The sequence below is a fragment of the Aquimarina megaterium XH134 genome (assembly GCF_000520975.1).
Lineage (GTDB): Bacteria > Bacteroidota > Bacteroidia > Flavobacteriales > Flavobacteriaceae > Aquimarina > Aquimarina megaterium.
Genome location: NZ_JACB01000003.1, coordinates 79225 through 103503, shown reverse-complemented (window position 1 = coordinate 103503; position 24279 = coordinate 79225). Strand labels below are relative to the sequence as shown.

The 24279-nt window shown below is 32.4% G+C and carries 24 protein-coding genes; 14 read left to right on the top strand and 10 right to left on the bottom strand.

Going from position 1 to position 24279, the window contains the following annotated elements; genetic code table 11:
* Positions 1 to 29: 29 nt before the first annotated feature.
* The 5 genes from Z053_RS0103280 to Z053_RS0103260 all read right to left on the bottom strand — a co-directional run bounded on the left by Z053_RS0103280 (position 30) and on the right by Z053_RS0103260 (position 5605).
* The gene (locus tag Z053_RS0103280; RefSeq protein WP_025663606.1) at positions 30 to 1004 is read right to left on the bottom strand and encodes a DUF438 domain-containing protein; all 975 of its coding nucleotides are present in this window, start codon (positions 1002 to 1004) and stop codon (positions 30 to 32) included.
* Positions 1005 to 2774 carry a nitric oxide reductase activation protein NorD gene (locus Z053_RS0103275; RefSeq protein WP_025663605.1) on the bottom strand — a complete coding sequence of 590 codons (1770 nt, stop codon included), beginning with the start codon at positions 2772 to 2774 and terminating at the stop codon, positions 1005 to 1007.
* 9 nt (positions 2775 to 2783) lie between these two features.
* The gene (locus Z053_RS0103270; RefSeq protein ID WP_025663604.1) at positions 2784 to 3620 is read right to left on the bottom strand and encodes a CbbQ/NirQ/NorQ/GpvN family protein; all 837 of its coding nucleotides are present in this window, start codon (positions 3618 to 3620) and stop codon (positions 2784 to 2786) included.
* A gap of 188 nt (positions 3621 to 3808) precedes the next feature.
* The gene (locus Z053_RS0103265; protein ID WP_025663603.1) at positions 3809 to 5149 is read right to left on the bottom strand and encodes a cbb3-type cytochrome c oxidase subunit I; all 1341 of its coding nucleotides are present in this window, start codon (positions 5147 to 5149) and stop codon (positions 3809 to 3811) included.
* Positions 5150 to 5170: 21 nt separating this feature from the next.
* The gene (locus Z053_RS0103260) at positions 5171 to 5605 is read right to left on the bottom strand and encodes a c-type cytochrome (RefSeq protein WP_025663602.1); all 435 of its coding nucleotides are present in this window, start codon (positions 5603 to 5605) and stop codon (positions 5171 to 5173) included.
* A gap of 285 nt (positions 5606 to 5890) precedes the next feature.
* On the opposite strand from Z053_RS0103260, the gene epsC reads away from it, so the two are divergent.
* From epsC to recQ, 9 genes are all read left to right on the top strand, one after another.
* Entirely contained in the window at positions 5891 to 6682 is a 792-nt protein-coding gene (gene epsC / locus Z053_RS0103255) for a serine O-acetyltransferase EpsC (RefSeq protein WP_025663601.1), read from the top strand.
* Positions 6682 to 7566: a cysteine synthase CysM gene (cysM, locus tag Z053_RS0103250; RefSeq protein WP_025663600.1), complete on the top strand. Its 885-nt coding sequence runs from the start codon at positions 6682 to 6684 to the stop codon at positions 7564 to 7566. The genes epsC and cysM overlap by 1 nt, the downstream gene beginning before the upstream one ends.
* A gap of 229 nt (positions 7567 to 7795) precedes the next feature.
* Positions 7796 to 8077, top strand: a complete 282-nt coding sequence (locus Z053_RS0103245; RefSeq protein WP_025663599.1) for a hypothetical protein — start codon at positions 7796 to 7798, stop codon at positions 8075 to 8077.
* Positions 8078 to 8238: 161 nt separating this feature from the next.
* Positions 8239 to 8577, top strand: coding sequence for a hypothetical protein (locus Z053_RS0103240; protein ID WP_025663598.1), 339 nt, complete (start codon positions 8239 to 8241; stop codon positions 8575 to 8577).
* A gap of 37 nt (positions 8578 to 8614) precedes the next feature.
* A complete protein-coding gene (locus Z053_RS0103235; RefSeq protein WP_025663597.1) occupies positions 8615 to 9253 on the top strand; it encodes a class I SAM-dependent methyltransferase in 639 nt (212 codons plus the stop codon).
* A gap of 26 nt (positions 9254 to 9279) precedes the next feature.
* Positions 9280 to 9687 (top strand): GNAT family N-acetyltransferase, encoded by a 408-nt coding sequence (locus Z053_RS0103230; protein WP_025663595.1) that lies wholly within the window; start codon positions 9280 to 9282, stop codon positions 9685 to 9687.
* A 140-nt stretch (positions 9688 to 9827) separates the two neighbouring features.
* On the top strand, positions 9828 to 10304 hold the full coding sequence (locus Z053_RS0103225; RefSeq protein ID WP_035094886.1) for a hypothetical protein: 477 nt from the start codon (positions 9828 to 9830) through the stop codon (positions 10302 to 10304).
* 254 nt (positions 10305 to 10558) lie between these two features.
* On the top strand, positions 10559 to 11023 hold the full coding sequence (locus Z053_RS0103220) for a hypothetical protein (RefSeq protein WP_025663593.1): 465 nt from the start codon (positions 10559 to 10561) through the stop codon (positions 11021 to 11023).
* A gap of 151 nt (positions 11024 to 11174) precedes the next feature.
* On the top strand, positions 11175 to 13304 hold the full coding sequence (gene recQ, locus Z053_RS0103215) for a DNA helicase RecQ (protein ID WP_025663592.1): 2130 nt from the start codon (positions 11175 to 11177) through the stop codon (positions 13302 to 13304).
* Positions 13305 to 13306: 2 nt separating this feature from the next.
* Here recQ and Z053_RS0103210 read toward each other — a convergent pair whose 3' ends face one another.
* The 4 genes from Z053_RS0103210 to Z053_RS0103195 all read right to left on the bottom strand — a co-directional run bounded on the left by Z053_RS0103210 (position 13307) and on the right by Z053_RS0103195 (position 16779).
* The gene (locus Z053_RS0103210; RefSeq protein ID WP_025663591.1) at positions 13307 to 14251 is read right to left on the bottom strand and encodes a hypothetical protein; all 945 of its coding nucleotides are present in this window, start codon (positions 14249 to 14251) and stop codon (positions 13307 to 13309) included.
* 284 nt (positions 14252 to 14535) lie between these two features.
* The gene (locus Z053_RS0103205) at positions 14536 to 15336 is read right to left on the bottom strand and encodes an aldose epimerase family protein (protein ID WP_025663590.1); all 801 of its coding nucleotides are present in this window, start codon (positions 15334 to 15336) and stop codon (positions 14536 to 14538) included.
* Between the two features lie 3 nt (positions 15337 to 15339).
* The gene (locus Z053_RS0103200; RefSeq protein WP_025663589.1) at positions 15340 to 15987 is read right to left on the bottom strand and encodes an MOSC domain-containing protein; all 648 of its coding nucleotides are present in this window, start codon (positions 15985 to 15987) and stop codon (positions 15340 to 15342) included.
* Between the two features lie 3 nt (positions 15988 to 15990).
* Positions 15991 to 16779, bottom strand: a complete 789-nt coding sequence (locus Z053_RS0103195) for a tRNA pseudouridine synthase A (RefSeq protein WP_025663588.1) — start codon at positions 16777 to 16779, stop codon at positions 15991 to 15993.
* 150 nt (positions 16780 to 16929) lie between these two features.
* Between Z053_RS0103195 and Z053_RS0103190 the strand changes: the two genes are divergently transcribed.
* The 4 genes from Z053_RS0103190 to Z053_RS27810 all read left to right on the top strand — a co-directional run bounded on the left by Z053_RS0103190 (position 16930) and on the right by Z053_RS27810 (position 22181).
* Positions 16930 to 17307: a LysM peptidoglycan-binding domain-containing protein gene (locus Z053_RS0103190; RefSeq protein WP_025663587.1), complete on the top strand. Its 378-nt coding sequence runs from the start codon at positions 16930 to 16932 to the stop codon at positions 17305 to 17307.
* A gap of 290 nt (positions 17308 to 17597) precedes the next feature.
* Positions 17598 to 20918 carry a reprolysin-like metallopeptidase gene (locus tag Z053_RS29785; RefSeq protein WP_025663586.1) on the top strand — a complete coding sequence of 1107 codons (3321 nt, stop codon included), beginning with the start codon at positions 17598 to 17600 and terminating at the stop codon, positions 20916 to 20918.
* A gap of 197 nt (positions 20919 to 21115) precedes the next feature.
* Positions 21116 to 21484, top strand: coding sequence for a hypothetical protein (locus Z053_RS27815; RefSeq protein WP_025663585.1), 369 nt, complete (start codon positions 21116 to 21118; stop codon positions 21482 to 21484).
* 328 nt (positions 21485 to 21812) lie between these two features.
* Positions 21813 to 22181, top strand: a complete 369-nt coding sequence (locus tag Z053_RS27810; RefSeq protein ID WP_035094881.1) for a hypothetical protein — start codon at positions 21813 to 21815, stop codon at positions 22179 to 22181.
* On the opposite strand, the gene cmk is transcribed toward Z053_RS27810, so the two are convergent.
* Positions 22171 to 22875, bottom strand: coding sequence for a (d)CMP kinase (gene cmk / locus Z053_RS0103170; protein WP_025663583.1), 705 nt, complete (start codon positions 22873 to 22875; stop codon positions 22171 to 22173). The two genes, Z053_RS27810 and cmk, sit on opposite strands and share 11 nt — an antisense overlap.
* Before the next feature lie 325 nt (positions 22876 to 23200).
* On the opposite strand from cmk, the gene mreB reads away from it, so the two are divergent.
* Positions 23201 to 24238, top strand: a complete 1038-nt coding sequence (gene mreB / locus Z053_RS0103165) for a rod shape-determining protein (protein WP_025663582.1) — start codon at positions 23201 to 23203, stop codon at positions 24236 to 24238.
* Positions 24239 to 24279 lie beyond the last annotated feature (41 nt).

Sequence of the window (24279 nt, the reverse complement as noted above, 5' to 3'; positions counted from 1 at the left end):
ATCTAACAATTGTACTTTTCTTTATATTTTTAATCCCAATCCAACAGTCGTTTTTCTCCTTTCAGTTTTTGAATTTCGGTTACATCCTGGGACATTTCGATAACTCCTTTATAATTTTTGTGTTTATCTCTAATGGCAAAGTATCGGATATGAATTACCTGACCTCTGTAATTAAACCAGAATTCTGCCACGTCTTTTGTACCAGCTCTAAACTCATCTACTATACGTAGTACCATATCTACACTTTTGGGAGGGTGACAAAAACGAACTTCTCTTCCTATAATTCCTTTGCTTCTGGGAAAAACGCGATCTTCTCCCCGATTATAAAAAATAACTTTATCGTTTTCGTCTACATAAGTAATATCAACCGGTAAATAGCAAAGCAATAGGTTTACCTGATTTGGGGTCATGTAACCCTCATCATAATGAAAGGTATCTTCTAAAGAAAATGGTAAATCACGTTCGGTAAAATCTTCGCTTGGGTGAATATATGCTGTTTCTATTGCGGGATATGGCTTTGGTTTCTGGGGTAACATCCACCCCATTTCTTCATCTCCTTCATAAAATTCTTTCCAATCTTCTTCACTAAGTATTTGCATGGCAATAGGAAACAATCTCATATCTTCAAGAGTGAGAAGGCGCTTTATTCCTTCTATCAAATACGGAAGGTTTTCTATGATTTTAGTAGTATTTCTCTCTGCATTATGTGTATTTAGCAGCCTAATCTGGTCTCTTAAATTGTCATGAAAAGACCACATACCCCTGCTGGGGCCATTCCAACCATGTTTCTCTAAATACGGAAATAGCTGGTTCTCTTTTCGAGCAAATCGTTTTTCTATAGTTGTTAATTGGTTAAATATATTGAAGTACTGTTGAAAGTCTTCTATCGCATCTGCTTCATATAATTCTGATAGTAATTTCTGGATGAGTTCACTTTCCTGATAATACACTTTTACCGGGTGTCCCTCGGGTAATTTCTCTACTTCTGGTAAAAAAGAATTCATTTAATTTTGGTATTTTATTTTTTCATAAAGCTGTACTAATGATTGTAAGAGTTCTACCGGTGTTGTTAAAATCTGATAATGATTCTGCCCGAACATTTGTGGTAGGTAGTATTTTGCCTGAGCTTCTATAGCTAATGCATACGAATTTATTTGTCTTTGGTTTAGTTCTCTAAGTGCTTGTTTCACATCGTTAATGCCATATTTCCCTTCGTATTTGTCATAATCATTAGGTTTCCCATCAGAAATAAGAATTACCCATTTATTTTTGGTAGTACGCTGATCCATCAGCATTCCAGAATGTCTTAGTGCAGCACCAATACGAGTATATCCACAAGGCGATACTGCTCCTATCTTAAACTTGGATGTATTCCAGTCATCTTCAAATCCTTTTAGAGTGATATAAGTAGAATAGTTTCTGGTTTTAGAATAAAAACATTGTATAGAAAAGTCGACTCCAAACTCATTCAGGATTTCTCCAAAAATTATGGACACCTGTTTTTCTACATCAATTACTTTATTCCCAGCAGCATATCCATCACTAGATAAGCTAACATCTAACAATAATAAAATAGAAAGATCTTTTTCTTTTTTCCGTTTAGACACATACACTTTATCCGAAGGTGTATGTCCAGAATGCACATCGGTAAATAAGTCTGTAATCATGTCTAAGTCGAATTCTTCTCCTTGTACCTGTCTTCGTTGTTGTTGGTATTTATTATTAACAGAGGTAAGCATTTTACGAAGTCCCATTAAAGTCGAAGCATTTTCTTTTAATGTTTTTTTATAATACTCAATGTCGGTTTCGATTTGATTTTTAGGATAAACCTTACAAAAATCTGGTTTATAGTCTCGTTTAGAACAATCCCATTCGTCATAAGATATATGGTATCCTTTGGTATCTGCTTCAATGCTTTCTGAAATTGTTGTATTTTCTATAAAATCAGCCTGATATATAGAGTGTGTGGGATCATCAACCCTTACCGTATGTTTCATAGTAAGCTCTTCTAGTGCATTGCCATGCTCCTCTAGTTCATCATCTCCATCAAAATCACGCCATCCCCCATCATACTCCTCTGCTGTTTCTACTTTTTCAAAATTATGGGTAAGTACATAATCTTCCTGTGTCTTTTTGTCTACTTCTATATTTACGATCTCTTCTACGGCATTAGCCTTTAGCGTAGTTTTGATTTCATCCAGAATTGCTTCTTTTGCTTTCTCAGAAAAATTCTTTAGCTCATATTTTGGTTTTAAAAATGGATCATTGCTCATCCATTTTCCATAGATATAGGTAAAATCTGGCTGTTTTTCTTTTGGTGTTATTGCTTCAAAACAGGTTTTTAGTTTCTGATATATCTCTAGTACAAAAGGAAATTGACCCTGTACTTCAATCAAAACCTTATCAGAGGTTTCTCTTGCTTTTTTTTGAGCCTCTTCTATAGCATATTCATCTGCTGGAGTAAAATTAAATCCCAGTTTTTTTTGCATCGATAAATAGACTGTTCTAAATACATAAAATGAAATATTTTCTTCTATCGTTAAAAATTCTGAAAAACGAGTTGGTAGAAAGAAATTATTATTCTTATATCCGCCTTCTCTTTCGGCTTCAAAAAGCTCTATTGCTTCTCCAGTTATTGCTCGAGCCAGAATCGTTAATCGTGGTTTTATATCTTCTAACTTTACTGCAAATTGATTTTTTTCCTGAGACTTTTTTTTCCGTCTTTTTAAAAAACTAACTACTTTGCTATATATGTATTCATCAGGCTCAAACATAAGATTCTGTTATATCATTAAATCACATAGGTCTGTCAATGCAGTTGTTATTTCCTCATCATCTGTTAGTGGTTCTACTACAGCTACCTTAACCGATAATCGTTTTGGCAATCCAGAATGAATCAATTTTGCAGCATCAACCAATAATCGTGTTGAAACCGTTTCTGTTAACCCTAATTCTGTAAGATTTCTGATCTTATTGGCAATATTCACCAGTTTTCTTGCTAATGCCTCGGTAACACCTGTTTCATTTTCTATAATTTCAGACTCTATCTTTGGAGATGGATATTGAAATGATACTGCAATAAATCGTTGTCTTGTAGATGGTTTTAACTCTTTAAATCCTTTTTGATACCCTGGATTAAAAGAAGCAACCAACATAAAATCCCGATGTGCTTTTATAGTCTCTCCTAATTTATCAATAAACAACTCTCTTCGATGGTCTGTTAATGCATGAATTGCCACGATAACATCTGGCCTGGCTTCTGCTATTTCGTCGAGATAAATAATAGCTCCTTCTTTTACCGCTTTTGTCAAAGGACCATCTATCCATATAGTTTCTGCTCCTTTAATTATGTAACGACCTATCAAATCTGTAGATGACGTCTCTTCATGACAAGAAATCGTAATTAGCTTTTTCCCTAATTGATATGCCATATATTCAATAAATCTTGTCTTTCCTGTTCCTGTAGGTCCTTTTAAAAGAACAGGAAGTTTATTTTTATAAGTATGCTCAAAAACTTCTATCTCCTTGGCAATGGGCTTATAAAAAGGTGGATTTAGTGGTACTTCTACAGCTATTTTAGATAGTATTGTTTTGTTTCCGTTGGTAGCATTATGATCCATAATTTTATTGTTTTTAAATTGAAAAAGGCCTAAAAAGTTATGAGTAGTAATAAATGAAGTCTTTCGAATCGTTTTATCACTGTAACATCAATCGTACATCTACAGTATATGGGGGAAAGGTAGATACATAAACGCAACATGTCTTTTTAGACCTTATCTTGAAAAAAGAAAACTATATTTTATATCAATTAGACTTCTCGAACTTCCATAGCTTCATCATTAGGGCGACCATGCTTTATGAAATCAATTATATATAATATGATTCCGATAGTAAATAATGATGCACAGAGAATCAATACAACGAAGTGAATGCTAATCTCTTTTTGTACAGCCATAAATTCCATTTTAAACTTACGTTCTAAATATACCTGAGCAACACCAGCGACACCAAAAGCAACTGTCATACCTATCATACCTATATTTGATGTCCAGAATGAAGTTCTTCCTCTTACACTATTGTACAATTTTCTACCTGTTAGATTTGGTAAAGAATAACTAATAATTGCAAGTACAATCATTGCATATGCTCCCCAAAAAGCAAGGTGACCATGCATGGCCGTAACCAGAGTACCATGCGTATATAAATTAGTTTGAGGTAATGTATGAGCGAAACCTAATAGCCCTGCTCCTACAAAAGACACAATTGCCGATCCTATAGTCCAGAATAACGCTATGGTATTAGGGTGTTTTTTCTCTCCTTTTCGATACATATTTACTGCAAAAAGTGCCATTGCTAAAAAGGCCAGAGGCTCTAAAGCAGAAAATATACCTCCAACAATTAACCATATTTTGTTAACTCCTATGTAATAATAATGGTGACCAGTACCTAATACTCCTGATAAAAAAGTTAACCCCACAATAACATACAACCATTTCTCTATAACCTCTCTATCAACTCCGGTAAGTTTTATTAGCAAGAAGGAAAGAATACCTCCCATAATAAGTTCCCAAACTCCTTCTACCCATAAATGTACTACCCACCAACGAAAAAATGAATCCGTCACCTGGCTATCAAATGGTAACATTCCTGGCAAATACAATAAGGCAGCAAACAGTAATCCCATAGAAAGTACTAATGCTGTAGTTGTCCTACGTTTTCCTTTAAAAAGAGTTATGAGTATTAATCCTAAAAATAATAGAACATTAATAACAACCAAAAAATCTAATTGTCTTGGTATTTCTAAAAATTTACGTCCTTCCCACCAATTAAAGTGATATCCTATAATGGCAGTAACACCAACCAGTGCTAGTGAAATTAATTGTACATAAGCCAATTTTACATTTACAAGTTCACGTTGAGCTTCTTCGGGAATAATATAATATGCAGCCCCCATAAAGCCTGATAATAACCAGACTACTAATAAATTTGTATGTACGGCTCTAGCTGTATTAAAGGGAATAAAATCATGTAACCCATCCATACCAATACGAGCAAAACCCATAATAAATCCATAGGTAATTTGTAAGACCAATAGTAACATGGATAAGGCAAAGAACCAGTATGCTACTTTTTGAGATTTGTATTTCATCTATTTATATTTTTAAGTTATTTAGTTTTCATCTTTTGCTAATGGAGACACAACTCTATCAAAGCCATTTAGATCAATATCATCAATCCAATCAAAAAAGGCGATAAGATCTTTTGCTTCTTCTTCAGAGAAACCATAAGCTACCATCTTTCTGCCATTTGGTGCCCAGGGAACAGGAGTCATTAACACTGCTTTTACATACCCTTCTCCTCTTCTATCGAGAACCTTGGTTAGTTCTGGAGCATAATATCCTCCTTCTCCTAAAAGAGTATGACATCCCATACAATTATTTGTCTCCCATAACTGTTTTCCACGCACAACTTGTTCTGTTATGTTGGTATAGTTGGATTGATCTTGTTCTTCACTAAAAGAATAGATCGTTAACCCAATAAATGCCAAAAAAGTGACCAATGTTCCTCCCAGAAAGAAATTTCGCGCTTGTTTTTTAGATAACATAGTGATAATTAATTTAATTTATTATAAAAAGATCTTTTTATCTTTTATTGATGTAAAAATAAATAAACACAATGCCTCCAAATATGATTTAAATCATAAACCGATCAATAATGATTCATTATTCACATATCCTATACTGATGAAAGTTTAACTAAAAATTACAGAATACAACCAATTATACCCTTCTAATGTTATTATTATTTTAAAAATGTAAGTATTTATGGTTTAAAAAGACTTTTATACCTTTTATTCTATATATTTACTAGAGTTTTCAAACAAACTACAATGACTAAAGAAAGAGATCAAATTATCGATGAGATAAAAGAGCTGAAAAAGAATCCGAATCTTAAGCTTGAGCTAAAGGAAAAAACCGAATATTTTACGAAATTACTTTTCTATACATTATTCGATACAGACACAGAAGTAGCTAAGAATATAGATCGTCTTGAAAAAACTTTCGAAACGCTTGTTGATCTATCGTGTTGGGAAACCGATAAACCATGTAGTAAACTATGGCAATCCTATCTAGAGAAGTTACCTGGTATACTAGAAAAATTAAATCTGGATGCTCAGGCCTTTATGAAAAGTGATCCGGCAGCAAATTCTATAGAAGAAATATATATGGCCTATCCTGGGTTTTATGCTATAGCAATCTATAGATTAAGTCACGAGCTTCTTAAATTTGGTTTACCCCTTGTCCCTCGATTAATGACAGAATATTCACATCGATTAACAGGTACTGACATTAACCCAGGAGCAGAAATCGGAGAATCGTTTTTTATTGATCATGCAACTGGTATTGTTATCGGAGAAACAGTAATCATAAAAGACAATGTTAAGATATATCAAGGTGTAACTCTTGGTGGATTATATGTAGACAGAAAACTTCGTAATGTAAAACGTCACCCAACTGTAGAAAACAATGTAACTATCTATGCTAATGCAACAATACTAGGTGGAAGTACTGTTATTGGAGCCAATAGTACCATTGGTGGTAATGCATGGATTACCTCTTCGGTTTCCGAAAATTCAATTATTTCAAATACAGCAGAAATTAAGATCAAAAAAGTTATCTAATGTCACATCGTATTTTAGACCTGATAGGAAATACCCCTTTGGTAAAGGTTACTTCCCTAATAGACAATCCCAATATTACATTATATCTAAAACTAGAAGGGCATAACCCAGGAGGAAGTGTTAAAGATCGTGCCGCTTATAATATGATTAAATCTGCACTGGATCGTGGTGATATTAATCAAAATACTAAGCTTATCGAAGCAACAAGCGGTAACACAGGAATTGCTTTGGCGATGATTGCAGGAATTTTTAAACTGGATATTGAATTGGTAATGCCCGAAAATTCTACCAAAGAACGAGTACAGACTATGCGTGCTTTTGGTGCAAAGGTAACACTTACCTCATCAGATATAGGAATAGAAGGTTCTAGAGATTATGCAGAAGATAAAGTTAATAAAGAAGGGTATGTAATGCTTAATCAATTTGCTAACGATGATAATTGGCGTGCTCATTATAAAACTACCGGACCAGAAATCTGGAAAGATACGCAAGGTAAAATTACACATTTTGTATCCTCCATGGGAACTACAGGAACAATTATGGGAACATCGACTTATCTCAAAGAACAATCAAAAGATATACAAATTGTTGGAGTACAACCTACAGACGAATCCAGAATTCCCGGAATACGTAAATGGCCAAAAGAATATCTTCCTAAAATCTTTAATCCAAATAAAGTAGACCAGGTTATCGAAGTAAGCCAGGAAGAAGCCACTGATATGGCAAAACGATTAGCAAAAGAAGAAGGTGTTTTCTCTGGCATGAGTAGCGGCGGAGCTGTTACTGCTGCTATAAAATTAGCAAAAACGCTAAAAAGCGGCGTGCTCGTTGCTATTATTTGTGATCGTGGAGATAGGTATCTAAGTTCTGATTTATTTGAGTAATACCTGTTTTTTCTTATCATATACTTCATAATTTTTTTATATAAGTTTTTCTAGTTTAGATGCATATCACGCCTAATTTCTTTAGTTCTAAAAAATAAGAAATAGGGGCCAAAAAATTAGAATTATAACATGCTACATATACTTCTCTTTCATTATCTTAGATTACCCTTAGGATACAAATAGGAATTGATACTATTGATGTTGATAATTTTAAAAATTCAAATTATTTATGGATGATCGTTTAGAATTATTCTTGAGTGAATTAAAAGAAAGGTGTTCTGAAAATAATAGTAGTGAATTTGAATATTTTTGGGAAATGTGGGGCGTTTTGTGGATGCCATGGTTTATTGAAGTAAATGGAGAATCGATGTATTTTACGGCAAACGATATTTCTCAAAATGATTTAGATCGATTGTGCAAAAATGGCTTTATTGAACTTTTGAAAGTTTATAATCAAAATGAAATGAAAGATGAATTTGACAGAAAAAGATATCGATTAATAGAAAAGTAAGTCGCTCCATCATGAATAGTTTTTTTATTCCAAAAATCTATTTTCAATACATTTCACCTAAAGTTACCCTCTCTAATCGACAAATTTTAAAACGTAAAAACAGAGTAAGTAATACTTTGTATCAGGTATATTGCCACTCATGAACACGATAAAGTAAAACAATGAAGATTGATTTAAACAATAAAAAATTCAAGACACAGTCTAATACCAATAATGGAGAAGTATCAGATGAAACTATTTTTAGATATAACCAAAATGAAAACATCATTTGGGCTAATTATGACGGTGGGCAAATTATAAAAGGGCATTTGGTAGGAAAATGGGTTAATGATCACTTAGAATTTGTATATCAACACATAAACAAAGAGCATGAATTAATGACCGGAAAATGCAAATCATACATTGAATATATGGAAGAGGGAAAAATAAAATTAAACGAATTTTGGCAATGGACTTGTAACGATTTTAGTTCTGGAGAATCTACCATAATCGAGATTTGAAATGAAAGTATTCTTCATGTACTTCTAAAAAGAAAAAATGGATAGATATCAGGAAACATTTAAAACTTGGGATAAAATAGCTCAGGTTTATGAAGATAAATTCATGAATCTGGATTTGTACAATGATACCTATGACATATTCTGCGAATTAATTCCTAAAATTAATCCTAATATTCTCGAAATTGGTTGTGGCCCGGGGAATATTACCCAGTATCTTCTAACTAAAAATCCTAATTTTAGAATAACAGCCATAGATAATTCGGTAAATATGATAGAGCTGGCTAAAAAAAATAATCCAACAGCCAAAGTACAGGTAATGGATAGCAGAGATCTACATACCATACCAAATAAATTTGATGCCATTATTTGCGGTTTCTGTATCCCCTATTTATCACAATCAGATTGTACGAAAATGATAATGGATTGTAATAAATTACTTAATGATTCAGGAATATTTTATATAAGTTTTATTGCCGGAAACCCAAGTGACTCTGGATATCTATCAGGAAGTAGTGGAGATAGAGTATATTTTTACTATCATGATTTAAAAAATATTGAAAAAGATTTAACGACAGCATCCTTAGAGATCAAAGAATCATTTCAAAAAAAATATAAAAAAGCAGATGATATTGAAGAAATTCATACTATACTTATCGTAGAAAAAATAAACAAATAACACTGTAGAATACTAGTACAAATAAAATGGAAATAAAAATCTCAGAAACAAAAAATATTGAGTTAAAACAAATCATTGATTTATATAAAGCTAATAAATGGAGTTCTGCAGATAGGCCTATAGAATTACATAATGCCTTACTGAATTCCCATTCATTAGTTTCTGCCTGGAGCGGAGATCATCTGGTTGGACTGGGTAATGCAATTTCTGATGGATATTTGGTTGTGTATTATCCTCATTTACTTATCCATCCTGATTATCAGGGAAAAGGTATTGGAAAAATGATAGTAGACAAAATGCAGGAAAAATATGGCCATTTTCATATGCAAATGTTAACAGCAGATGGCAAAGCAATTGATTTTTATCAAAAAGTAGGATTCGTTAGAGCTGGTGAAACCGAACCCATGTGGATTTATAAAGGCAATGAGCATTAAGGGGAAATCTCTCCAAACTACATTAAAAACTATGTAAGCATTGCTGAAAAAGAATTAGAAATAAACATTTTCTTTTTATAAAAAGTAGGGTAAATATATTTTAAACTGTTCTATATAATATAAACCCCAAAATCTTTATAATGATTAACAATACGCTGAAAAGAGGAATTTTACTATGTTCCTTATTAACTATTATTATGGTATGTACTATAGCCTGTACATATAGTTATTCTGCTACAGAACAAGTTCCCAAAATATTTAAAAAGAATTGCAACAACAGCTGTTATTTGCTAGATCAAACTTCATTTATAAAATTAGGAAACGACCTAACATATATAAAACTAAGCATCACAAATATTCCGGATATTGATATTTCATACTTAAGAGCGAAAGATTTTAAATTTCTAAATCTTCCACTAGGACTTTCTATCACTACCAAATATTCACAAGAATCACTAAACATACTTCAAAATTCTGGACAGAATAAAACCGAAATAATACCAATTCAGATAAGAGGTGATATCCCCCCTGGATTCGTATTACAATTTAGTTTTAATATCTGTCATAGAGACACCAGTTGTTATAATTCAATTTCCGGAAATGTATTATTAAAATAAACTACTTGCGACTTATAAGAATAGATTTGTAACCAATTTAATTGCAACACATATTATTCTAACCTTTCTTCTAGAAAAGATTAGGAATAAGGAAATAATATCTTTATTGTAGAATAAGGGTTTCATATCATCCTTGAAGAAGATATCGGACAAATAACTCTTTTCTTCAAAAAGTGTAACTGTTTTGTTTTTTTGTGTAAAATTTCCAAGCAAAACATAACTAACTTAGTTTTAAACTTTTAAAACTTACACACATGAACTACAATGCATTTAAAAAAGTGATTTCATTATTCTTTTTAGCTACTATTATTATAGCATGTGAAAAAAATAATGTATCTAAAGAATTACCACAAACAAAAGTTTTCGAAAAAAACAGTAATGGTAACTGTATTACTTTGGATCAAACTTCTTTTCAGAATTATGGAAATGGGTTTGCGTTTCTACAATTGACCACCACAAACATATCAGGTGTTAATGCAGTATATCCTCAAGCGAGGAATTTTAAATTTTTAAACCTCCCTTCTGGACTTAATATTAGTGCTAATGGAGGGTCCCTAGGAACATTTCAGACTGCTGGGCAAACTCGAAACGGATTAGTTCGATTATCTATAAATGGTAATATCCCTTCTGATTTTGTATTACAATTTAGTTTTGAAACCAGACGATATACCAACTGTAATAACAATGCCCCTATTTTTGGAAGTGTTTTATTAAAGTAAAGCAGAAATTATTTAATCAGACATAATAGTTAAAAAGGGATTACATTTTTAGTAATCTCTTTTTTTTATTCTTTTAATGTTTTTTATAAAGCAATTAACATATAATACATACAAATTCATTTTCACATGCTATTTTCTTTTCTTTGTAGTTATGCCAGATCAACAACTCATTTCACATACCTTAAAAGAATATTTTGGGTACGACAGCTTTCGTCCATTACAGCAAGATATCATTACCTCTGTTTTTGCCGGAGATGATAACCTTGTTATTATGCCTACAGGAGGTGGTAAATCTATATGTTACCAGCTACCAGCGCTATTATTGCCTGGGGTGACTTTGGTTATTTCTCCTTTAATTGCTTTAATGAAAGATCAGGTAGATGGCTTATTGGCAAACGGTATTAAAGCAGCTTTTATCAATAGCAGCCAAACCGAAACCGAGCAACAGGAAATTTATCAACAATTATCGGATAAAGAAATCAAACTATTATATATCGCTCCAGAGAGTTTATCTTTTTTAGATGTGATATTCTCGCAAATAGAGATTAGCTTAATTGCAATAGATGAAGCGCATTGTATTTCTGCCTGGGGTCATGATTTTAGACCTGCATATACACAACTGGGGTATCTTAAAAACAGGTTTCCTAAAACTCCGGTTATCGCTCTAACTGCTACTGCGGATAAAGCGACACGTCAAGATATTTGTGACCAGTTAAATATTTCTAATGCCAAACAACATCTTGCTTCTTTTGATCGTAAAAACCTTAGCCTCGAAGTACGACCAGGAAACAAAAGAATTGAGCAAATCATCGAATTTCTAAAAGACAAACCAAATGATAGTGGGATTATCTATTGCTTAAGTAGAAAAACTACCGAAATGCTATCAGAAAAACTGCAAAACCAGGGATTTAATGCAGAAGCATATCATGCAGGAGTAGATCATCAAAAGAGATCCTATGTGCAAGAAGGTTTTATTAATGATACTATTCAAATTGTTTGTGCTACCATCGCTTTTGGTATGGGTATAGATAAATCTAATGTACGCTGGGTGATTCATTATAATTTACCAAAAAATATCGAAGGGTATTATCAGGAAATCGGACGTGCCGGTCGAGATAGCTTACCATCCTCTACTCTACTCTTTCATAGCTATGCAGATGTAGTACAATTGCAAAAATTTGCTAACATGTCTGGTAATCAAGAAGTACAATTAGCGAAATTGGATCGCATGAAACAATATGCTGATTCGCTGAGTTGTCGACGTAAAATTCTGCTTAGTTATTTCGGAGAATTAATCGAAGAAAATTGTGGTAATTGTGATGTGTGTAAAAATCCTCCAACTTTTATAGATGGAACTATTATTACCCAAAAAGCATTATCTACAGTAACCCGAATCAAAGAACAGGAACCTATCGGTACTGTGATTGATATATTAAGAGGTGCGCAAAATGCAGCTGTATATGATAAAGAATATCAAAATATAAAAACATATGGTATTGGTAAGGATATAGCGTGGAGAGATTGGCAACAATACATTATACAATTAATCAATCAAGGATATCTGGAAATTGCTTTTCATCAAAATAACAAATTAAAACTTACTTCACTTTCTAAAAAAGTACTATTCGAAGGAGAAAAAGTAAGTCTGGCACATTTAAAAGAGTTTGAAAAAGCAAAACAAGCGGCTATTGTAAAGCAGGTAGATCAGGGAGCCGCACCTAACCTATTTGAGAAATTACGTCAACTGCGGTTAGAATTAGCAAAAGAAGCTGGTATTCCTGCCTATCAGATTTTTAGTGATGCAACTCTTAAAGAAATGGAGAAGTTTCGCCCGATGAGTGATGAAGAATTTATGCAGATTAATGGGGTTGGACGACAAAAGATGCAAAACTACGGATACCAATTTATTAAAGCTATTATTGATTTTTCTGCCGAAAAAACAAAAAAGAAAAAAAAGAAAAGCACTAAAAAAGGAAATACACATTTAGAAACTTTAACCTTGTATCAACAAGGACTTTCTATAGAAGAAATAGCACTGCAACGCCAATTGGCACAATCTACTATCTTCTCACATATAATGAAACTCTATGAAAATGGTGAAAGTATTGATTTAAAACAATTTGTAAATAAAGAAGATATTAATGCCGTAAAAAATGCTAAAAAAGAATTGGACAACCCAGAAACCTTAAAACCATATTTTGAACATTTTGAAGGGGCTATAGCGTACAATACTATTAAATTAGTACTAACAATTTTGGAAGAAGAAAACTCAAAATCTTAATGTTATTCTGGAGATCGCATAGCATTATGAAATAAATCTGCTAATCGTATTTCTAAATAATGAATTACTTCTTTTTGCGAAGTTTTATTTTTGTACATCTCGAATGTCTCTGCAATATTACGATCTTTTAATATCTTAAAGTCATCAGTAGAATTTTGAAAATCTTCTAACTTCAAATTCCAGTCCAAGAGCGTCTGTAATAATTCTTTATGTGATGTATATTTTTTTTCTAAAATTACCAGTTTTTCTACATCTAAAGAATCTTTAACGGTACTGCTATTGATTCTCCCATATACAGTATTGTATTCTTCTTCTATCGAACGATCGAGTTGTTTTGCTTCTATTACCAATTTTAAATATGCATCGTACAATCTTTCATTATAAAATTCTACAAATTTTAAATGATTGTCAATTTCTACAAGGTAGTCAATTGCTATATCTTTATATACTTTACCACCAATATCTTCTCTGCTTATTAACTTTTCTTCTAATATTTCTAATGTTGCTTCTTGTTGTTGTATCAACCTGTCAAAGCCTTCTCTTTTGGGTAGCGTTACTATTTGGTTCGTGACTTCTTGTGGTAACCCAATAAAATGATACCTTCTATACTTAATTTCGATAGAATCACTTTCTATTTCTTTCTTTACTTTCTTCTTTATTTTTTTAGTATTTTCCTTTGGCTTTTTTTCAGGAGATTTTTCTTTCTTTACCGATATAGTATCTTCTTTTTTTGAGACACTCGGTTTTATTCTAACTTTATGCACCCCTGTAATTATATAATCATCATTAAGTATGTACCTTAAAAAGGTATCATCATTTGTTTTTTCTGCATAATTATTCGTTAGCCGAACACCACGAACATATTTATCGTCTAAAAGTTTATCATCATTACTGCAGGATAGGAGAATAGTATAGATTAAAATTAGTATGTAAAGGCCCCTTTTCAAAAATACTGAGTTTGTGTTATTACTTTTTATAGCCTACCATATAATCATTACAAAAATAGAAGGGCTGTAATGTATCATAGTTAAGACTCTTGAAATAGTTAAACTAAAATATTAACAATTATAGAGCGATCTCTATTGTAAAATTTTGGAGCGTTAATAAAACTTAATTTTTTAAGAATCAACCCTATAGTAACTAAAATTTTATGAATTAATTGTGTTTTACTATTCAAAAATCGCAAATCACAATTTTATAATAGATTTAAAAGTTTAAAACAAAAGAAATACTAATTAGAGTCTGGAGAAATAATAACTTCATATTTTTCATACCCAGAACTATAATCAAACCCTGTATGTAATTTGTGTACAGGAACGCTGGCAGGATAAAAAGTAATGGGTTCTATACAAACCATATTTGTTACTTCACTCCATAGCATGATATGTCTAAAACCATTTGTCTTTATATTAATAGCAAGACTACCATTGTTGGTGATAGATATTTCTTTACAATTTTCTAATAAAAAAGCAGATGCTCCTGCTTTTAAAATCGTATCCAAAGAAATATGCTGATCTGCAGTTTTCAATATGATATTCTGGTTATAAATCTTAAATGCAGGATGAAACCCTAACATCAATGGCATATTTCTTTCTGATTTTATCTCAAAGACAATTTTTAAAGCTTCATTCGATAATTCAAAAGTTTTAATAAACTCAAAATCATATGGCCAATTAAGCCATTGTTGTGAAGATTTATTAGGAAATTTATGATTAGACAACTGGGTATTCGCTACGTATTTTTTATGAAAACAAGCACTACTTTTCTCAATTGTTAAAGGAAGATAGTCCATAACTCTTAAAATCCCGTGCTGATCCAGTTTTGCTTCTCCTTTTGGAGTTTGTACCGAAAATTGATTTTCTTTAGTCGAGCCAATCGTAGGAAACATTTCGATTTCTGTATTTCCCCATCCTAAATCTCCTTTTTGGTGCATTACTTCTATACCATCGACCTGGTAACTTATTAACTCTCCATTATCAATAGTAACTATAGTATTTTTATCAGGACTATACAATCTTGTCTTATCTGGCATATGCTAATAAGCTTTTATTTTTTTTCTAAAATATTTTTTATCACTATCAGAAACCAAAGTATCACTAAGTGCTTTCTTAGCAAGTTCTAAGTGTGTGTTTTCATCATAATGAAATAATAATGTATTTAATTCGGCAATAGATATTCCATCATCATTTTCTTTTGTTAGCTGTAATTCATCATTGGCAGTAACAGATCCCGGGTGAATGACTCTTACATAAACTCCAGAAAGCAATGAGTCTATCATTTGCTTTAACACTGCTTGATTACCAAAACGAATACCTAGTTTGTAACAAGGTTGCCTGGGGCGTGAAATCTGTATTGTAGCGCTTCCAAGTTGATAAATAGATCCTATTTTTATATTTTTTTCGTCAAACCCTTTTACTGTAACATTCTCACCAAACATTCCGTAATTCCATTCTAAATCTGGATATTTTGTTTTCCAATAGGGATAATGATCTGCCGAATATAAATAACAAGCTTTATCAACGCCACCATGATATTTTCTATCTACAACATGATCATTTCGAACATCTTCTTTTTCTAAATATATAGAATCTTCTACAGGAAGTTTATAGATCCCTGTTTTTTCTTCTCTTCCTTTCCAAAGTATACTACGTGGTGTTGCGATATTAGTAGATAAAACTTTCATATTTTATGTTTTAAATTCAACAGAGTTTAATATTAATCCGGAGCCAGGAACTATATGCTCTAATATAATTTCTTCTGATTCAGGATCCAGGGTTTGTCTAATGAAATCAAGATTTATTTTTCCTTTTCCTAAATCCAATAATGCTCCCATCATTAAACGAATTTGGTTTCTTTTAAACCCTTCACCTTTTACTCGTAAAAGATAACTTTCTTTAGGGAAAAAACTAGCAGTATACACTTCATTTTTTTCAATTTCGCAATGTGTTACCTCACCTTCTAAAATCGTATTTTTTGTAGGCCTGTGACAATACGATCTAAAATTATGTTTTCCTACAAATAACGCAGCTGCTTCTTGCATTAAATTTATATCAAGTTCTTCTGCAATATTGTACATAAACGGAGCGCAAAATGGATGAAATTTCTCTCCAAAGGAGAATAAATACAAATATTCTTTACTCTTTGGGGATTGAATAATATTAAACTGCTCATTAGTTTCTTCAATACCCAAAGCCCTAATATCCTGAGGAAGATTTTGATTCAATAAAGGATAAAACACTTCAATATCCAAAGGTTGATGGTCTACAAATAACTCAATATAGGTTTCATTAGCCGATACCTTGGCATCTGTTCTTCCTGTAGCCAAGACCTTAAAGTCTTTATGTTCCAGAACAAAAGCGATTGTTCGCTCTACCATTCGCTGAAGAGTATTTACTGTAGGTTGTTTCTGCCAACCATGATATCTAAAACCAAGGTATTGCAACTGAATGATATAATAATAACGTTTACGGAACATTGAATATAGTATTAAAAAGTGTCCGGATATAGATAAATTATGCATTTCAACGATAATTGATCAATTTTTAATCCTAAAATTATGTGAACACCATTCTATTATTTGTTATATTTGGGTAAAGCTAATTAATAATTTAAAATCAACTTAGTTATGGTGAAGTCAAAATATCAAAGTGTTCTGGATTTAGGACAAGAATTAAATATCCAGGATGGTGATGTATCTGAAGAAAATGGAACTCTTAAGATAAAAGGTACTGCAAAAACACAGTATGAAAAAAACCAACTTTGGGATAAAATAAAAGAAATAGGTGGTAATTCTCCTTCTGATATTATGGCGGATATTAAAGTTGCTGATACTTCTGTATATCATAGACATACAGTAAAAAGCGGTGAATCATTAAGCAAAATTGCAAAGCACTATTATGGTGATGCAATGAAATACAAGGCTATTTTTGAAGCAAATACAAATATTCTTAAAAATCCTGACGTTATTCACCCAGATCAGGAGCTTGTTATTCCTAATTTATAATATTATACATATTTAAAATAAAAAAAGACCACTTATTATAGTGGTCTTTTTTTATTCTTCTTTTTGAACTCTGCTTTTTTTAAAAATTCTCCTTCCTAAATTAATCTTTCCAAATTTTGCGTACTAGAAACCTATTACAGAATCGCATTTATTGCAAAATTCTTCACTAAAACCGTTAACTGATTACGTAAAAACCATAAATAACAACATAACACCAACAAATCCTCAAACATTTAGCAAAAATTTAGATAATATTTCTACTTTTGCCCCCTAACTCAAACTCAACTTATATGAAAACGCGATTATTTTTATTCGTGGGCTTATTTATTGTAGGCCACGTATTCGCACAAGGTAATAATCCTTGGCAAAGAACTAATTCCTCAAAAAGTCTTAATGTTATAAAAACAAAGACCGATTTACCATCAAACACTCTTTTTGATCTTAATATCAAAGCTCTGAAAAAAGCACTTCAGAACTCTCAATTGCGAGGAAAATCATCAAATGGCTCTACTGTTATTATGCAGTTTCCGAATGCGGAAGGTGCTATGGAATCTTTTAGAATAGTAGAAGCTCCTGTAATGCACCCTGATCTTGCAGCCAAATATCCTGAGATTAAATCGTATGCTGGCCAGGGAATTGACGACCCAACAGCTACAATCAGATTTAGTGTTGCTCCTTCTGGGTTACAAAGTATGCGTCTATCTGGTAATTCTAAAACTGTATTTATAGAGCCTTATACAACCAGTGGTTCTGTATATACTATTTACTCTAGAGATCAGAGATCAGGTACTGTTGATAGGTTAAATTGTTCTGTTAATGAGAATACACCTAACTTTTCTAATAGTGGTGCAATCAATCAAAAAAATGCCGATGATGGTGTTTTAAGAACGTATAGATTAGCCGTTTCGACTACTGGGGAGTATGCTCAATTTCACGGAGGTACTAAGGCTGGAGCCATGGCAGCAATTAATGCTACTATGACTCGTGTAAACGGAATATATGAAACCGATTTTGGAGTTACAATGGTTCTCATTGCAAACAATGATGATGTTGTGTATACAAATGCAAATACAGATCCCTATACAGGAAGTTACAACAGCCAATTACAATCTACATTAACCAGTGTAATTGGAGAAGCTAATTATGATGTTGGCCATGTATTTGTTCTTGCTCCAAAAAATGGTAATGCCGGATGTATCGGATGTGTATGTGTAGATGGAAAAAAAGGAAGTGCGTTTTCTTCAAGAAATACGCCTCAGGGAGATATTTATGATGTAGATTATGTAGCACACGAAATGGGACATCAATTTGGAGGAAATCATACGTATACATTCCGTAGTGAAGGAACAAACGTACAAATGGAACCAGGAAGTGGTACTACTATAATGGGGTATGCAGGAATTACTGGTGCTACGGATGTACAACAGAATAGTGATCCTTATTTTCATGCAGCAACAATCCAGCAGATTACAAATTATGTAAAATCAACAAGCTGTCAGACCAATACCAATACAGGTAATGCTGTTCCTACTGCTAATGCAGGAGCAGATTATACGGTTCCAAAAGGAACTCCATTTGTATTAACTGGACAAAGTACTGATGCTAATAGTGGAGACGCACTTACTTACTGCTGGGAACAAATGGATAATCGTGTAGGAACATATCCTGGACCAACTGTAACTTCTGGTGTTGCTTTCAGATCTTATACTCCTACTGCATCTAATCAAAGGTATTTTCCAAGATTACAAACTATTAAAACTGGTGCTACCTCATGGAAATGGGAAGCTGTACCAGATGTAACGAGAGCTTTAAACTTCAGGTTAACTGTTAGAGATAACAAAGCTGGTGGTGGAGCAAATAATAGTGATAACATGAAAGTTAATGTTACTGCTTCTGCTGGGCCTTTTGTAGTTAACACTCCGAATACTAATGTTAGCTGGTCTGCAGGTTCTACGCAAACTGTAACCTGGGATGTTGCTGGTACAACTGGAAATGGAATTAATGCTGCTAATGTAGATATTTTATTATCTACAGATGGAGGAAATACATATCCAACCGTTATCGCTACAGCGGTACCAAACGACGGTTCGCATAGCATAACAGTTCCGAATTCTCAAGGAACACAAAACAGAATCATGGTAAGAGGATCTGGAAACATATTCTTTGATATCTCTAATGCTAACTTCGAAATTACCGGAGGAACAGGTGGAGATACACAAGCACCTACTACTCCTGCAAGTTTGGCTACTTCTAACGCAACGCAAACTACCATTGATCTATCCTGGAGCGCTTCTACAGATAATGTTGGAGTAAGTGGATACGATGTTTATCAAGGTAATACAGTTATAGGAACAGCTACAACTACAACCTATCAAGCTACTGGATTATCTGCTAATACATCATATTCTTTTAGAGTAAAAGCTAAAGATGCTGCAGGAAACCAATCTGGTTTTAGTAATACTGCAACTGCAACTACACTACCAGGAAATACTGGCGGAGGATGTACAGGAGAGATTTCGTCTTTCCCTTATGCTGAAGGATTCGAAAATACACTTGGAGCATGGTCTCAAGCTACTAGTGATGATATTAACTGGACTATAGATGCTAACGGAACTCCATCAAATAACACCGGGCCATCAAGTGCGGCAGAAGGTACATACTATGTATATACAGAAGCTTCAGGAAACGGTTCAGGATTCCCTAACAAAAGAGCAATATTAAACTCTCCTTGTTTTGATCTTAGTGCTGCTTCTCAAGCAACATTTACTTTTCAATATCATATGTATGGTACTAGCATAGGAACATTAACACTAGAAGCGAGTACAGATAATGGATCTAATTGGACTTCTTTATGGACCAAATCTGGTAATCAAGGTAATTCTTGGAAATCAGCAAGTGTTGATTTAGCATCCTATACCGGAGCTACAGTAAAATTAAGATTTAATGGTATTACCAGCACATCCTGGAGTGGTGATATCACTTTTGATGACGTTAAACTATCTACAGGAACAACCCCTTCTTGTACTGATGTAAATTTATCTTTTACATTCGATAATTACCCAGAAGAAACAAGCTGGCAAATTACTAATAGTAGCAATCAAGTTGTAGCTTCTGGAGGAACATATGGTTCTCAGGCCGATGGTTCTACATTAACTCTTACAGAATGTTTGGCTGCTGGTACTTATACATTTACAATAAGTGATGTTTATGGAGATGGAATTTGCTGTCAATATGGTAACGGATCGTACTCATTAACAGCAGGTAGTACAACATTAGCATCTGGTGGTTCTTTTGGTAGTTCAGAAAGTACTTCATTCACGATAGGTGGTACTGCTAGAGGCGTAACAGTAGAGAGTTTTAATACTACAAAAGCTTCTCAAGTTTCAATAGCACCAAATCCAGTAGTAAGTGGTACTAACACAATCCTTAGAGTTACTGCTCCTACAGATAATATTTCGGTTATCATTTTCGATCTATTTGGAAGAAGTGTATACAAAAATGATAATGTAAGTAATAAATCATTTAATCCTGGAAATCTTGCCAATGGAGCATATTTGGTTAAGCTAAAAACTGATCATAAAACATCTGTTCATAAGCTAATTATGAACTAATTATGAATCAATTTCATTAATATAACATGAATAAAAAGCCATTAAAAAATATTTTTTAATGGCTTTTTTTCCATTTTAAGTTAGTTAAAAGGTAAAAATCATGCATTTCATCGAAAAAACAACGATCTAAGCACTACAAACCTTGTTGTTTTACGGTTTTACCGTATTTTTGCTTTCCGAATCGATAGAATATTTATATGAAAAAATTATTACTTTTAGTTTTCTTATTTATTTCATTACATAATTACGCACAATCCTTATCCAAAACAAGGATTATATACGAGCATAAGGATCAAATAGTAATGAATAACGGAAAACAATATAAAATACTGGTTGACAAACCATTTTATTCAGTTTCTGATACTACGATAAAAAAATACAAGCAATACGCTAATCACCATCTTTTACGATTAAATCGTGTCCTTATTCTTAGTAATGATGAAGAGTATATACAATTAATCGAATGGGTAAAAGAAGAAATGAAATTATACGAATCTCGTGAGCTTTCTGATTTAAATTTACAGGAAAATAATATCTCGGGTTCTCTTGTTGCCCCAAGAAATTAATTTCTTATTATAATGTTAGCTTTAAATAGGTATAGAATTTACCTAAAGACTATTTTATTGATTAATACATACGAGTATTAGTTAATCATAATAAACACTTTTTATTTTCAACAAAGAGTTAAACACATAAAACAATGATTAACAATCACATAGAAAATAAAGCTTGTGCTTGTATTTTAATCATGTAATTTGGTAAAAACCTACTTCTTACTTTTCTGGCTTGTATACATCGGCTACATTATCACAAATAAAATTTATCTTATTATTTTTTGATTTCTTACTTTAAAACCGTAAATTAATTACGTTAAAACAACTAAATCAATGAGTTATGATAAAAATTATACTATTATTATTTTTATTGTTCTCATTTAATAACTATGCCCAGTGTCTTTCTAAAGTACAATTAATCTTTGAAGATACGAGTCTAATAGTTATGAATAATGGCGAGCAATATCAAATATCAACAATCAAACCTTTCTACAGGGTTAACGATCCTTCAATCCCTAAATACATTTCGGCAAAAAATCAAGTATTAAGAATTAACCGTGTATTACTGCTTAAAAATAATCAGAGATTCAAAAGATTAGTTGAATGGACAGAGAAAGGTTATAAATATTATGAATACAGAGATGTAAATAATATAGCCGCAAAAAAAATTTCTATTTCAATTATCAAAGAAAAAAGACTTAAAAACTAACCTTTAGTATTGTACTATTTGCCAATTCTATAATCTGTTCAAATTGTTCTTTTAAGGTAAGATTAGAATTATCAATTTTGATAGCATCTTCTGCTTTCTTAAGTGGTGAATCTTTTCTTGTACTATCTATGTGATCTCGATTTACGACATTTTTTAAAACATCTTCATAAGTTACATCTTCTCCCCTTTCTCTAAGTTCTAGAAATCTACGTTCTGCACGATCCTTGGCGGTTGCTGTCATGAATAGTTTAAGTTCGGCATTTGGAAAAACAACAGTTCCTATATCTCTTCCGTCCATAACAATCCCTTTATCTATCCCCATTTTTTGTTGTTGTTCGACTAATTTTTTACGAACACTCGAGATAGCAGCAATTTTGCTTACATATTTAGAAACTTTAAGGGTTCTGATTTCTCTTTCTACATTTTCTCCATTAAGTAAGATTTCTGCCAAGCCTGTTTCTGGGTTTATCTTAAATCTAAGATCTATTTCAGAAAGATCTTTTTCTAGTTCTTCTTGATCAAAATGAAACTCATCAATAATTTCTTTCCTCATAGCATATAAAGAAACCGCTCGATACATTGCTCCAGTATCTACATAAATATACCCTAATGCTTTGGCCAATTGTTTCGCGACGGTACTTTTTCCTGTAGAGGAATGTCCATCTATAGCTATTATTATCTTATTGTCTTCCAATTTACGAGAAATACTATTTGTATTAAAAATCAAAAATAAACCAAACTATTTGGAAAATACAGATTATACAAAAAAAGTTATTATTAATAAAATAATTATATCGCATGATATCTTATAAATTATTTATTAAAATATACAGGGTTACTGTGCTACAGCAAGGGCATGTTATCATTTGACACTACAAGAAATAATGTAAAACTTATTTATAAATACAATAATTACGTTTTATCGAAGTTATTTACCTTTAAACCATAACTGCATGAATATAAGCTACTTTATCACACCTTAAATCATCACACACTAATCTAATAAGTACACACAAATCATGGGCTTTTTTGATTTTTTAAACGAAAAAATAGCAATAGATCTTGGCACCTCAAATACGCTTATTACCTATAAAGGAAAAATAGCAGTAGACAATCCTTCTATCATATCAATTCATCAAATTACCGGAAAAATTATTGCAGTAGGTAAAGAAGCTGGTATGATGCGTGGCAAAATTAACAAGAACATAAAAACAATATCTCCGTTTAACAATGGCGTTATTTCTAATTTTGATGCAGCAGAGAAAATGCTCAAAACATTTATTAAAGGATTATCTGTTTTTAATACTTCTGCTTTTTCTACTTCTTATAATATGATTATATCTATCCCCTGCGGAAGTACCGAAGTTGAAATGCGAGCTGTGCAAGAATCTGCAAAACGACTCAATGCAAAAAATATATTTCTTATACCAGAACCTATAGCAGCAGCTATAGGTGGAGGGATAGATGTTTTAGAGCCAAAAGGAAACATGGTTGTAGATATAGGTGGAGGAACTACAGAAATTGCAGTAATCTCTTTGGGTAGAATAATTAGTGGGCAATCTGTAAAAATTGCCGGAAATGTTTTTAATGAAGATATTACTCAATATGTGCGAGAATCTCGAAATCTACATATTGGTGAATCTATGGCAGAGAAAATAAAAATTAAGATCGGTTCTGCAATTGATACCTTGGCATCACCTCCAGAAAAAATGCGGGTAGAAGGAAGAGATATTCTTACCGGAAAACCTAAGCAAATACAGTTATCATATAAAGAGATAGAAAAAAGCCTGGACAAATCTATCATACAGATAGAAAATGCAATTATGGAAACGCTTTCTGAAATCCCACCAGAAATCTCTGCTGATATTTATAATTCTGGAATCTATTTAACAGGTGGTGGGTCAATGTTAAGAGGGTTAGATGATCGATTATCCAGAGCTACAGAACTCCCAGTACATCTTGGAGATCAGCCACTAAAAACTGTGGTAAAAGGAAGTGATATTGTTTTAAAAAATATGGAATTGTATAAAGATGTCCTGATTAAAAAGAGAAGATAATTTAAAAACAAAGCAGCATTTAAAAATGCTGCTTTGTTTTT